Source organism: Streptomyces sp. NBC_00086, from assembly GCF_026343255.1.
Taxonomy (GTDB): Bacteria; Actinomycetota; Actinomycetes; order Streptomycetales; family Streptomycetaceae; genus Streptomyces.
On sequence record NZ_JAPELZ010000001.1, the window covers coordinates 4,924,924 to 4,937,902 of the forward strand.

Genomic DNA, 12,979 nt, shown 5'->3' on the forward strand with positions numbered 1-12,979 from the left:
CCCATGAGTACGAGGCTGCTCTACTCTCCCGATTGTGCCAGTGATTGCTGGCAGCATCTGAATGGGCGTTGGCATCGGCATCCGAAGGTGGCTGGCATGGGCGGTGGCATGGACGGGCGCGAGCGGGAACGCGAGCACGTACGCGTGGCGGTGATCGGGTCCGGGTTCGGCGGGCTGGGCGCCGCGGTGCGGCTGCGGCGCGAGGGGATCACGGACTTCGTCGTGCTGGAGCGCGCGGACTCCGTCGGCGGTACCTGGCGGGACAACAACTACCCCGGGTGCGCCTGCGACGTGCCCTCCCACCTGTATTCGTTCTCCTTCGCCCCCAATCCCGACTGGCCGCGCACCTTCTCCGGCCAGCCCGCGATCCGGGAGTACCTGGAGCACGTGGCCGACACCTTCGGGCTGCGCCGTCACATCCGGCTGAACCACGAGGTCCTGATGATGCGGTGGGACGCGGACGGGATGCGGTGGGAGATAGAGACCTCGGGCGGGGACTTCACCGCCGACGTGGTCGTCTCCGCCACCGGGCCGCTGTCGGACCCGAAGATGCCGGAGATACCCGGACTGGCCGGCTTCCCCGGCAAGGTCTTCCACTCGGCCCGCTGGGACCACGACTACGACCTGCGCGGCAAGCGCGTCGCCATGATCGGTACGGGCGCCTCCGCCATCCAGATCGTGCCCGCCATCGCGCCCGAGGTGGAGCGGCTCACCCTCTTCCAGCGCACCCCGCCGTGGGTGATGCCGCGCACCGACCGGGCGATCACCTCCGTGGAGCGCTGGCTGCACCGCCAGCTCCCCTTCACCCGGGCGGCCCGCCGCGGGCTGCTGTGGGGGATACGGGAACTCCAGGTCAGCGCCTTCACCAAGCGCCCCAACCAGCTCGGGCTGGTCGAGTCCCTCGCCAAGGCGAACATGGCGCGCTCGATCAAGGACCCGGCGCTGCGGGCCAAGCTGACGCCCTCGTACCGCATCGGCTGCAAGCGGATCCTGCTGTCGAGCGAGTACTACCCGGCGCTCGCCCGGCCCAACGTGGACCTCGTGGCCTCCGGGCTGAAGGAGATCCGGGGCTCGGTGCTGGTCGCGGCCGACGGGACCGAGACCGAGGTCGACGCGATCGTCTTCGGCACCGGCTTCCACGTCACGGACATGCCGATCGCCGACCGGGTGGTGGGCGTGGACGGCAAGACCCTCGCCGAGGTCTGGAAGGACGGGATGCAGTCCCTGCGCGGGGCCACCGCGGCGGGCTTCCCGAACTGGATGACGATCATCGGGCCGAACACCGGGCTCGGGAACAGCTCGATGATCCTGATGATCGAATCGCAGCTGAACTACATGGCGGACTACATGCGCCAGCTCGCCGTCCTCGGTGGAAGCGGTCCGGGCGGGAAGGTCGCCCTCGCGGCGCGGCCGTCCGCGGTCAACGTGTGGAACCGGCAGGTCCAGACCCGCATGGAGCGGACCGTGTGGAACACCGGCGGCTGCACCAGCTGGTACCTGGACGCGCAGGGCCGCAACACCACGGTCTGGCCGGGAACCACCGGGGAGTTCCGCAAGGAGACCCTGCGCGTGGACCTGGGCGAGTACGAGGTCGTACGGGTCCGCGAGCGCGAACGGGTCCCGGTGGCCCGTGCGGCCGAAGCGGTGCAGGAGGGGGCCGCGTGAGCCGCCTGATGCACGTCACCGCGGGACCCTACGCCCCGCCGGCCGCCCGCCGGGAGCTGGTCGCCACCTCCGCCGACGGTTCGCGCCTGCACGTCGAGGTGCACGGCGAGGACGGAGCCCCGGCCGTCGTGCTCGCGCACGGCTGGACCTGTTCCACCGCCTTCTGGGCCGCGCAGGTACGGGCCCTGTCCACCGAGCACCGGGTCATCGCCTACGACCAGCGGGGCCACGGCCGCAGCCCGGCCGGTTCCGTCTCCGGCTACGGCACCTCCGCACTCGCCGACGACCTGGTCGCCGTCCTGGGAGCCACCCTCGCCCCCGGCGAGAAGGCCGTCATCGCGGGCCACTCCATGGGCGGGATGACGATCATGGCCGCCGCGGCCAGGCCGGAGTTCGCCGAGCACGCCGCGGCCGTACTGCTGTGCAGCACCGGCAGCGGCCGGCTGGTCGAGGAGTCGCAGGTCCTGCCGTGGCGCGCCGGCCGCGCGAGGACCCGTATCACCGGGGCCGTCCTGGGGTCGCGGGCCCCGCTCGGGCCCGTCACGGCCGTCGCCCGCAAGGTCCTCAAGTACGCCACGATGGGCCCCGGCTCCGCGCCCGACAAGGTCGAGGCCTGCGCGCGGATCGTCCACGCGTGCCCCACCGCGGTGCGGCACGCCTGGTCCGGGGTGCTGGCCTCCCTGGACCTCGACGCGCAACTGGCCGCGCTCACCGTGCCCGCCGCCGTGATCGGCGGCAAGAGCGACCGGCTGACCCCGATCGTGCACGCCCGGGGGCTTGCGGCCGCGCTGCCGAACTGCGTGGGGCTCACCGAACTGACCGGGGTGGGGCACATGAGCCCGATCGAGGCCCCGGAGGCCGTCACCGCCGCCGTGCGCGAGCTGGCCGAGGTGTACCTCGCCGCGGACGCGGCCCCTGCTGCGCCCGCCGCCCCTGCCGTCCCCGCGCAGAACTCCCCGAAGTCCTCGAAGTCCCCGAAGGCCCCGAACCACAAGCCCGCCAAGGAGAAGACGCCGTGAGCGCTCGCAGGAGTCTGGAAGGCCAGGTCGCCGTCGTCACGGGGGCCGCGCGCGGGGTCGGCGAACTGCTCGCCCGCAAGCTGTCCGCACGCGGCGCGAAGGTGGCCCTCGTGGGCCTGGAGCCCGAGGCGCTCAAGGAGGTCTCCGAGCGGCTGCACACCGACAGCGACCACTGGTACGCCGACGTCACCGACCACGAGGCCATGGCCCGGGTCGCGCAGGAGGTCAAGCAGCGCTTCGGCAAGGTGGACATCGTCGTCGCCAACGCCGGCGTCGCCTCCGGCGGGCCCTTCGTGGACTCCGACCCCGACGCCTGGCGCCGGGTCATCGAGGTCAACCTCATCGGCGGCGCCGTCACCGCCCGCGCCTTCCTGCCCGTACTGATGGAGAGCCGCGGCTACTTCCTGCAGATCGCCTCCCTCGCGGCGATCACCCCGGCGCCGATGATGACCGCCTACTGCGCCTCCAAGTCCGGGGTCGAGGCCTTCGCGCACTGCCTGAGCGCCGAGGTCGGCTACAAGGGGGTCAAGGTCGGCGTCGGCTACCTGTCCTGGACCGACACCGACATGGTGCGCGGCGCCGACCAGGACGAGGTCATGCGCGAACTGCGCCAGCGGCTGCCGTGGCCGTCGAACCGGACCTACCCGCTGGGGCCGGCCGTCGACCGGATCGTGGCGGGCATCGAGCGGCGCTCGGCGCACGTGTACGCGCAGTGGTGGCTGCGGGGCATGCAGGGGATCCGCGGGTACCTGCCCGCGGTCATCTCGACAGTCGGACAGCGCGAGATGAAGCGCTTCGAGCCGCGACTGGCCAGTGTTTCCAAGGGGCTTGTGGGGGCCGGCGGGGCCGCGGACGAGCAGGAACGCAGCCCGAGCCGCTGACCGTAATGCGAGGAATGTCCGCCTGAGTGAGACTGGTCGGGTTCCCCTTACCGAACACCGCTACAGGAGTGAGGACACATGGGCATCAGGGACCAGTTCCAGGACAAGGCGAAGGAACTCGCGGAGAAGGCGAAGGCCTCCGGCAAGCAGGACGAGGTGTCCGAGCGCGCCTCGCAGGCCGTCGACCAGGCCAAGGACAAGGCCCGCGACACGTTCGACGAGAATTTCGACAAGTAAGCAGCAGTCCCTGAGAAACGCACCGAGGGGTGCGACCCGCCGTTCCCGGGTCGCACCCCTTTCGCATGTCCTACGGCAGGTACGGCGGGCCGGCCGGCCCGCCCCGCCCGCTCACCCCCGCGGCGGCAGCTTCGGCCGGCGCCGGTCCGGTACGTCCGTGTAGCCGGGCGGCACCGCCGCCGGGTCCTGCTCCAGCAGCTCCAGTGCCAGGTGCACCGCGTCGTCGAGCTGCGCGTGCCGTCCCTCCGCCCAGTCGAGGGGGGTGCGCAGGATCGGCAGGTCGGGCTCCACGCCGTGGTTCTCCACGGACCAGCCGTACTCGGGGAACCAGGCCGCGTTCATCGGCACCGTGATCACCGTGCCGTCGCCGAGGGTGTGCCGGCCGGTCATGCCGACCACCCCGCCCCAGGTGCGCTGGCCGACGACCGGGCCGAGCCCCAGCAGCTTGAAGGCGGCCGTGATCATGTCCCCGTCGGAGGAGGTCGCCTCGTCGGCCAGGGCCACGATCGGGCCCCGGGGTGCGTTGGAGGCGTAGGAGACGGGCTGCGCGTTGCGGGTCAGGTCCCAGCCGAGGATGGAGCGGGTCAGCTTCTCCACCACCAGCTCGCTGATGTGCCCGCCGGCGTTGCCGCGCACGTCCACGAGCAGGGCCGGCTTCGCCATCTCGGCGCGCAGGTCGCGGTTGAACTGCGCCCAGCCCGAGCCGCCCATGTCGGGGATGTGGAGGTAGCCGCACTTTCCGCCGCTGATCTCCTGGACCACCGCGCGGCGTTTGGCCACCCAGTCCTGGTAGCGCAGCGGCCGCTCGTCGATCAGCGGGACGATCGCGACCCGGCGCGAGCGGCCCTGTCCCTCGGCGGGCTCGAAGGTGAGCTCCACGGTGGTGCCGCCGGCCGCCGAAAGCAGCGGGTACGGCCCGGTGACCGGGTCCACCGGCCGGCCGTCCACGTGGGTGAGGACCGCGCCCTCGCGGATGCCGGTGCCCGCGAGCGGGGAGCGGGCCTTGGAGTCGGAGGACTCGCCGGGCAGGATCCGGCCGACGACCCAGGACCCGTCGCGGGGGAAGAGGTTGGCTCCGAGAAGGCCGATGGCCCGCTGGTAGTGCGGGGGTCCTTCGTTGCGGCGGGCCGGGGACACGTACGCGTGCGAGGTGCCGAGCTCGCCGAGGACCTCGCGCATCAGGTCGGCGAACTCGTCGGGGGAGGCGACCCGTTCGACCAGGAAGCGGTACTGGCGCAGCACCCCGTCCCAGTCGATGCCGCACATCTCCGGCTCCCAGAAGTAGGCGCGGATCAGCCGCCCCGCCTCCTCGTAGGCCTGACGCCATTCGGCCGCCGGGTCCACCTCGTGCAGGATGCGCCGCAGGTCCAGGTAGACGGTGGAGTCGCTGTCGCCCGACTCGGTCGCCGGGACGGCCCGCAGGTCGCCGTCCTCGTTGACCACGAGCCGGGTGCCGTCGCCGCTGACCGCGAACCAGTCCAGTCCGGACGCCAACTCCGTCTTGCGGGCCTTGGTGAGGTCGAAGTACTCCAGCGTCGGCTTGCCGCTGACGTCGGCCGGGTTGGCGAAGGTCTCGCCGAGCGCGCCCGAGATCGGCCAGCGCAGCCACACCAGCCCGCCGCCGTGCACCGGGTACAGGGCCGAGTACTTGGAGGCCGACACCGGGAAGGGCGTCACCCGGCTCTCCAGGCCCTCCACCTCCATAGTGACCGCTCCGTCGCCGGACTCCGAGTCCCCCTCGACCGGGTCGAGTCCGCCCGCCGCCGGGCGCCCGTCGGGGGAGAAGGCGAAGGGAGAGGGGGTGGCCGAGGACAGCGGCACCAGGTACGGGCGGCAGCCCAGCGGGAAGGACAGGTCGCCGGTGTGGACGTCGTAGACGGGGTCGAAACCGCGCCAGGACAGGAAGGCGAGGTAGCGCCCGTCCCGGGTGAAGACGGGGTTCTCGTCCTCGAAGCGGCCGTTGGTGACGTCCACGATCGTGGGGGAGCCGGGTCCGGCGATCTTGGCCATCTTGATCTGGCGCAGCGAGCGGCCGATGCCCGGGTGCGACCAGGTCAGCCAGCAGCCGTCGGGGGAGAAGGCGAGGTCGGTGACGGGGCCGTTCTCCGAGCGGATCAGCTCGCTGGCCTCGCCGTTGGACTCCTCGGTCGCGTCGATCAGGAGCAGCCGCCCGTCGTTGGAGGCGATCGCGAGCCGCTCCCCGTCCGGATCGGAGAGCAGCTCCAGTACGCGGCCCAGCGCGCCCGAGGCGAGCCGGCGCGGCTCGCGGTCGCCCGAGGCGCGGGGGAGGTAGGCGATCTCGATCGCGTCCTCGCCCTCGGCGTCGGTCACGTACGCCACCTGCCCGCCGCTGCCGAGCATCTCGGGCAGGCGGACCCGTACGCCCGGGGTGTCGGCGATGGTGCGGGCGGGCCCGTCGCGGTGCGTGAGCCAGTACAGGCTGCCGCGCACGACGACGGCGCTGGCCCGCCCGGTGGCGTCGACGGAGAGGGAGTCGACGTGGCTGGCGGCCGGGACCTGGTAGGTGCGGCGGCCCGCGCGGGGGCCGCCGAGGCGGACCTCCAGCTTGCGCGGGGAGGCGCCCAGGGCGAGCGACTCGACGATCCACAGGTCGCCGGCGCACTGGTAGACGATCCGGGAGCCGTCGCTGGAGGCGTGCCGGGCGTAGAACTCCTCGTGGTCGGTGTGCCGGCGCAGGTCCGTGCCGTCGGGCAGGCAGGAGTAGACGTTGCCGATGCCCTCGTGGTCGGAGAGGAAGGCGATCCGGCCGCCCACGAACATCGGCGAGTCCAGGTGGCCTTCGACGCCCTCCAGCAGCCGCTCGCCGTGCAGCCACAGCCGGCCGGTGGCGCCGCCGCGGTAGCGCTTCCACGCGGCGGGCTCGTGCGGGGGCTTGCCGGTCAGCAGCAGGGTGCGCCGCTCGCCGGGCTCCTCCCCTTCGGGGGCCTCGTCGTGGACGGCGATGTCGGAGACGGGCCCCCAGGGGAGCCGGCCGCCGGGGCTGCCGTCGGTGGGGAGGGTGTACGCCCAGGCGAAGTACGAGAAGGGCTGGCCGTGCGAGGAGACGGCCAGGATGTCGCTGCGGCCGTCCTTGTCGGGCGGGGTCCAGCCGCAGACCCGGGTGTCGGTGGCGCCCCAGTAGCTGAGGCGGCGCGCCGGGCCGCCCGAGACGGGGGCGAGGTGGATCTCGGGGTCGAGGCTGCGCCAGGTGGTGAAGGCGATGTGCTTGCCGTCGGGGGAGAACCGGGGGTGGCCCACCCGGGTCCGGTCGACGGTGATCCGCCAGGCCCGGCCGGCGGGCTCTCCGGGAGGAACCAGGGGCGCCACCCAGAGGTCGTCCTCGGTGGCGAAGCACAGCAGATCGTCGTGGAGATGGGGGAACCGGAGGTACGCCGCGTCGTGACTCACCCCCCAATGCTTTCCGCGCGGAGGGGGGCTGGCAACTCGTACAGGTGATCCATGGGGCTTCCCGCGGGGGCGGCGGCCGATGCTCGCCGCGTGACCGACACCACTCCCCGAGCGAAACGGAACGGTTTCGTTTCGTTGAGTGGGCGGGGTATGGTCTATCCGTACGAAACGGTTTCGTTCGGTTGGGCAAGGTCGGGAGGAGATGCCGAGATGGTCGAAGAGGTCATGTCGCGTCGAAGCCGGATCACCCCCGAGCGGGAAGCCGAACTCCACGGGGCGGTCCTCGACCTCCTGCGCGAGGTCGGCTACGAGGCGTTGACCATGGACGCCGTCGCCGCCCGTACGAAGTCCAGCAAGGCCACCCTCTACCGCCAGTGGGGGAGCAAGCCCGAGCTGGTCGCGAAGGCCCTGCGCTGCACCCAGCCGGTCTCCCTCCGGGAGATCGACACGGGCAGCATCCGCGGGGACTTCGGGGTCATGATCGAGAACTCCGACGACGCCCAGATGGCGAAGGACACCGCGCTGATGCGGGGCCTGACCCACGCGGTGCACGAGAGCCCCGAGCTCCACAAGGCGCTGCGGGACCTGCTGGTCGATCCGGAGATCAACGGTCTGCAGGAGATGCTGCGAAGGGCGGTGGACCGAGGCGAGATCGCCCCGGACTGTCCGGCCCTGGCCTTCGTCCCGCACATGCTCATCGGGGCGTTCATCGCCCTCCCGCTCATCGAGGACCGGTCCGTCGACCGGACCTTCCTCGGTGACTTCATCGACGCCGTGGTCTTCCCCGCCCTCGGCGTCTGATCCCGCCCGGCTGCTCACCCGGCAGCCGCCCGCACGCGCTGTCCCCGCGCTCGATTCCTGCCTCTCCTGACACGCCGCTCTCGTCGTCGGAACGGCATTCCATGCCCTGATCCATCCCACGACCCGAACGGGAGAACCACCGACGTGGCCACCTTCCTTTACCGACTCGGCAGGGGCGCCTTCCGGCGCCGCCGATTCGTCGCCCTCGTCTGGGTGGCGCTGCTGTTCGTCGCCGGATTCGGCGCGGCAACTGCGTCCACACCCACCTCAGGCTCGTTCTCCATACCCGGCACGGAGGCCCAGAAGGCCTTCGACCTGCTGGACCAGCGCTTCCCGGGGATGGCCGCCGACGGCGCCACCGCCCGCATCGTGATCAAGGCCCCGGCCGGCGAGAAGGTCGACTCCGAGGCCGTCAAGCCCCAGGTCGAGAAGATCGTCAGCGAGCTGAAGGACGGTCCGGGCAAGGACCAGATCTCCTCGGTCACCAGCCCGTACGAGGCCAAGGCCGTCAGTCAGGACGGCTCCACCGCCTACGTGAGCGTCAAGTACAAGGTCAGCGGCATGGAGCTGACGGACGCCACCCGCGAGGCCCTCACGGAGTCCGCCGCGGCCGCCAAGGCCGGCGGACTGAACGTCCAGATCGGCGGCGACGCCCTGCAGGCAGCCCCCGAGACGGGCTCCGGCGAGATCATCGGCATCGCGATCGCCGCGATCGTCCTCGTCATCACCTTCGGCTCGCTCATCGCCGCGGGCCTGCCGCTGCTGACCGCGCTGATCGGCGTGGGCATCGGCATCTCCTCCATCACCGCGCTCGCCAACGTGCTGGACCTCGGCTCCACCACCTCCACGCTCGCGATGATGATCGGCCTCGCCGTCGGCATCGACTACGCCCTCTTCATCGTCTCCCGCTACCGCGCGGAGCTCGCCGAGGGCCGTGAGCGGGACGAGGCCGCCGGCCGGGCCGTCGGAACCGCCGGTTCCGCCGTGGTGTTCGCCGGTCTGACCGTGGTCATCGCCCTCGTGGGCCTGGCCGTCGTCAACATCCCGATGCTCAGCAAGATGGGCTTCGCCGCCGCCGGCACCGTGGTGCTCGCCGTCCTCGTCGCCCTGACGCTGGTCCCGGCCATGCTCGGATTCGCCGGCAAGAAGGTGCTGCCCGCCGGTACGAAGTCCCGCTTCCTCGGCAAGGGCAAGCCGGCCGCCGAAGGCGCCGAGCCCAAGCCCAACGGCGGCACCCGCTGGGCCCGCTTCATCCTGCGCCGCCCCGTCATGGTGCTGCTCGCGGGCGTGATCGGCCTCGGCATCATCGCCATCCCGGCGAGCAAGCTGGAGATGGGCCTGCCGGACGACGGCGCCCAGCCGGTGTCCACCACCCAGCGCCAGGCGTACGACATGCTCTCCGAGGGCTTCGGCCCCGGCTTCAACGGCCCGCTGATGGTCGTCGTCGACGGGGACAAGGCGCTCGCCGACCAGACGGTCGAGCGGATCAAGGGCCTGGACGGCGTGGCCGCGGTCATGCCGGCCGCCCAGAACGAGGCCAAGGACGCCGCCGTCATCTCGGTCATCCCGAAGGACCGCCCGTCCTCCGTGCAGACCGAGGACCTGGTCCACGAGATCCGCGAGGGCAGCGACAGCGGCAAGGTGTTCGTCACCGGCGCGACCGCGATGAACATCGACTTCTCGCAGAAGATGAACGACGCGCTGCTGCCCTACCTGGCACTCGTCGTCGGCCTCGCCTTCCTGCTCCTGATGCTCGTCTTCCGCTCGGTCCTGGTACCGCTGAAGGCGGCCCTCGGCTTCCTGCTCTCGGTGGTCGCCGCCCTCGGCGCCGTCGTCGCGGTCTTCCAGTGGGGCTGGCTCGGCTCGCTCTTCGGGGTGGAGCAGACCGGTCCGATCATGTCGATGATGCCGATCTTCATGGTCGGCGTGGTCTTCGGTCTGGCCATGGACTACGAGGTCTTCCTGGTCACCCGCATGCGTGAGGCGTACGTCCACGGGGAGCGGCCGGGCCAGGCCGTCGTCACCGGGTTCCAGTACAGCGCCCGGGTGGTCGTGGCCGCGGCCGTCATCATGATCGCGGTGTTCTCCGGCTTCATGGGAGCCAGCGACCAGATGGTGAAGATGATCGGCTTCGGCCTGGCCATCGCCGTCTTCTTCGACGCCTTCGTCGTCCGCATGACCATCGTCCCGGCCGTCCTCGCGCTGCTCGGCCACAAGGCCTGGTGGCTGCCGAAGTGGCTCGACCGGATCCTGCCGAACGTGGACGTGGAGGGCGAGAGCCTGCGCAAGCACCTCGGGGAGTCCTCGGACGGCTCCGGTCCCGACAAGGACCGCGAGCTGGCCAAGGTCTGACCCTTCGGTCGGCAGGCACCACGCACGCAGAACGGCCCCGCACCGAAAGGTGCGGGGCCGTTCCGCGTGACCGGGCCGTTCGGATCGAGCCGCTCGGATCGGGCGGGCCCGGCTGGGCCTAACGGGTGGCCGCGGGCGCGGGCGCGTACGTACGGCGCAGGAAGCGGCGCAGCGCGGCGATGTCGAACTGGACCACCGCGACGCCCTCCGGGGAGTGGAACTCGACGACGGCCTGGACGCGCCCGCAGGGCCAGACGCGTACGTCACCGGTCCCGGTCGGGGCCTGGAGGCCGGCCTCCAGGAGGGCGCGGGGGAAGACCCACTCGTTGTCGGTGCCCTCGGGGGAGAGGTCGGCGGGGAAGACGATCCGTACGGCCAGCGGCTCGTCGGTGACGAACCGCAGGGCGACCGGGATGGCCCGGTAGAGCGGGTCGTCGGTGATCACTCGGGCGCGTACACGTTCCTCGATGAAGGGGGCCTCGATGAAGGAGGCCTCGACGAGGGGGGCCGTGGCGGTCGCGGCCCGGGTCGTGGCGGTGCCTGCGGATGGATTCTCGGCGGCGGCTGACATCGACAAGACTCCTCGAATCGGAACATTTACGTCCGTATTGACCCCAGCCTCGCACATTCCCACGAATCCGCGCGGAGCTATTTGTGACGCCACCGCTCTTGCCAACGATTCGCAACTGGGCACTATTCTTGAACGGCTAAAGACTTTTTCAGCTCAACGGACAGCTCAACAAACAGTTCAACGGACCGCTCGCCGGACCGCAGGAAGCGGAGCAGAACCATGCATGTGCCCGACGGCTTCATCGATGCCCCCGTCTCCATTGCCGCAGGTGTCGCCGCCGCCGGAGCCGTGGCGATCAGCCTCCGAGGCGCCCGCCGGGAGCTCGACGAGCGCACCGCGCCGCTCGCCGGCCTCGTCGCCGCCTTCATCTTCGCCGTACAGATGCTCAACTTCCCCGTTGCGGCCGGAACAAGCGGCCATCTGCTCGGAGGCGCGCTCGCGGCGATCCTCGTCGGCCCCTACACGGGTGTGCTGTGCGTGTCCGTGGTCCTGCTCATGCAGGGCCTCCTGTTCGCCGACGGCGGCCTGACCGCCCTCGGCGTCAACATCGTCACCATGGGCGTCGTCACCGTGGTCGTCGCCTACGCCGTCTTCCGCGGGCTGGTCAAGCTGCTGCCCGACACCCGCCGCTCGGTCACCGTCGCCGCCTTCGCCGGAGCCCTGCTCTCCGTGCCCGCCGCGGCCGCCTTCTTCACCCTCCTCTTCGCCCTCGGCGGCACCACCGACGTCCCGCTGGCCAAGGTGTTCGGCGCCATGGTCGGAGTCCACGTCCTCATCGGCATCGGCGAGGCCGTCATCACCGCCGCCACCGTCGGCGCCGTGATCGCCGTCCGCCCCGACCTGGTCCACGGCGCCCGCGGCCTGACCGCCCCGCTGAAGCTGCGCGTCGGCGGCGAGCTGGTCGACGCCCCCGCCGCCTCCCCGGCCGCCGTGCCCGTCGCCGCCCGCTCCACCAAGCCCGTCTGGATCACGGGCCTGGTCGCCGCGCTGGCCCTGGCCGGCTTCGTCTCCTTCTACGCCTCCTCCAGCCCCGACGGACTGGAGAAGGTCGCCGCCGACAACGGCATCGACCAGAAGGTCACCGAGCACGCGGCCGCCGACTCCCCGCTCGCCGACTACGGCGTCAAGGACGTCTCCGACGCCCGCCTCTCCGGCGGCCTCGCCGGAATCATCGGCGTGGGCGCGACCGTCGCGGTCGGCACCGGCGTGTTCTGGACCGTCCGCCGCCGCCGCAGCGCCGACCTGACGGCCGCCTCCACGGCCGTACCGGCCGCCTGACATGGGCGCGGGCCACGCCCACAAGCTCTACCGGCCCGGGAACTCCCCGGTCCACGACCTGCCGCCGCACTGCAAACTCGCCGCCACCTTCGGCTTCGTCATCGTCGTCGTCTCCACACCGCGCGAGGCGGTGTGGGCCTTCGGCCTGTACGCCCTCCTCATCGCGGCGGCCGCGGCCGCCGCCCGGATCCCGGCCGGCTTCCTGCTGCGCCGGCTCCTGATCGAGGTGCCCTTCGTCGCCTTCGCCCTCCTGATGCCCTTCGTGGCGCAGGGCGAGCGGGTGGAGTTCGCCGGCATGTCGCTCAGCGTCTCCGGCCTCTGGGGCGCCTGGAACGTCCTGGCCAAGGGCACCCTCGGCGTGGCCGCGTCCGTACTCCTGGCCTCCACCACCGAGCTGCGGGCCCTGCTGCTGGGCCTCCAGCGGCTCAAGCTGCCGCCGCTGCTCGTCCAGATCGCCTCCTTCATGATCCGGTACGGGGACGTCATCAGCGACGAGCTGCGCCGGATGTCCATCGCGCGGCGCTCCCGCGGCTTCGAGGCGCGCGGGATCCGGCACTGGGGGGTCCTCGCGAAGACCGCCGGAGCCCTGTTCATCCGCTCCTACGAACGCGGCGAGCGGGTCTACCTGGCGATGGTCAGCCGCGGCTACGCCGGCTCGATGCCGGTGATCGACGAGGTGACGGCCACCCGCACGCAGTGGGCGTACGCGGCCGCGCTCCCGGTGACGGCGCTGGCCGTCTGTCTGATCGGATGGACCCTGTGAACGC

At 71.7% G+C, this 12,979-nt stretch carries 10 protein-coding genes; 8 read left to right on the plus strand and 2 right to left on the minus strand.

The genetic code is table 11. The features are described from left to right. The first annotated feature begins 96 nt into the window (after nt 1–96). The 4 genes from OG276_RS22255 to OG276_RS22270 all read left to right on the plus strand — a co-directional run bounded on the left by OG276_RS22255 (nt 97) and on the right by OG276_RS22270 (nt 3,802). On the plus strand, nt 97–1,665 hold the full coding sequence (locus OG276_RS22255) for an NAD(P)/FAD-dependent oxidoreductase (RefSeq protein WP_266908040.1): 1,569 nt from the start codon (nt 97–99) through the stop codon (nt 1,663–1,665). Next, entirely contained in the window at nt 1,662–2,684 is a 1,023-nt protein-coding gene (locus tag OG276_RS22260) for an alpha/beta fold hydrolase (RefSeq protein WP_266908042.1), read from the plus strand. The genes OG276_RS22255 and OG276_RS22260 overlap by 4 nt, the downstream gene beginning before the upstream one ends. Then, a complete protein-coding gene (locus OG276_RS22265; RefSeq protein WP_266908044.1) occupies nt 2,681–3,565 on the plus strand; it encodes an SDR family oxidoreductase in 885 nt (294 codons plus the stop codon). The genes OG276_RS22260 and OG276_RS22265 overlap by 4 nt, the downstream gene beginning before the upstream one ends. A 78-nt stretch (nt 3,566–3,643) precedes the next feature. Continuing rightward, nucleotides 3,644–3,802, plus strand: a complete 159-nt coding sequence (locus OG276_RS22270; RefSeq protein WP_266908046.1) for a hypothetical protein — start codon at nt 3,644–3,646, stop codon at nt 3,800–3,802. 111 nt (nt 3,803–3,913) lie between these two features. On the opposite strand, the gene OG276_RS22275 is transcribed toward OG276_RS22270, so the two are convergent. Next, nucleotides 3,914–7,210 (minus strand): S41 family peptidase, encoded by a 3,297-nt coding sequence (locus OG276_RS22275; protein WP_266908048.1) that lies wholly within the window; start codon nt 7,208–7,210, stop codon nt 3,914–3,916. Nucleotides 7,211–7,420: 210 nt separating this feature from the next. Between OG276_RS22275 and OG276_RS22280 the strand changes: the two genes are divergently transcribed. Together OG276_RS22280 and OG276_RS22285 are read left to right on the plus strand one after the other, a co-directional pair. After that, the gene (locus OG276_RS22280; RefSeq protein WP_266908050.1) at nt 7,421–8,011 is read left to right on the plus strand and encodes a TetR/AcrR family transcriptional regulator; all 591 of its coding nucleotides are present in this window, start codon (nt 7,421–7,423) and stop codon (nt 8,009–8,011) included. 144 nt (nt 8,012–8,155) lie between these two features. Further along, the gene (locus tag OG276_RS22285) at nt 8,156–10,363 is read left to right on the plus strand and encodes an MMPL family transporter (RefSeq protein ID WP_266908052.1); all 2,208 of its coding nucleotides are present in this window, start codon (nt 8,156–8,158) and stop codon (nt 10,361–10,363) included. 118 nt (nt 10,364–10,481) lie between these two features. On the opposite strand, the gene OG276_RS22290 is transcribed toward OG276_RS22285, so the two are convergent. Beyond that, a complete protein-coding gene (locus OG276_RS22290) occupies nt 10,482–10,934 on the minus strand; it encodes an SsgA family sporulation/cell division regulator (protein ID WP_266908054.1) in 453 nt (150 codons plus the stop codon). 219 nt (nt 10,935–11,153) lie between these two features. Between OG276_RS22290 and OG276_RS22295 the strand changes: the two genes are divergently transcribed. Together OG276_RS22295 and cbiQ are read left to right on the plus strand one after the other, a co-directional pair. Then, a complete protein-coding gene (locus OG276_RS22295) occupies nt 11,154–12,212 on the plus strand; it encodes an energy-coupling factor ABC transporter permease (protein ID WP_266908056.1) in 1,059 nt (352 codons plus the stop codon). Between the two features lies 1 nt (nt 12,213). Next, nucleotides 12,214–12,975 carry a cobalt ECF transporter T component CbiQ gene (gene cbiQ / locus OG276_RS22300; RefSeq protein ID WP_266908058.1) on the plus strand — a complete coding sequence of 254 codons (762 nt, stop codon included), beginning with the start codon at nt 12,214–12,216 and terminating at the stop codon, nt 12,973–12,975. Nucleotides 12,976–12,979 lie beyond the last annotated feature (4 nt).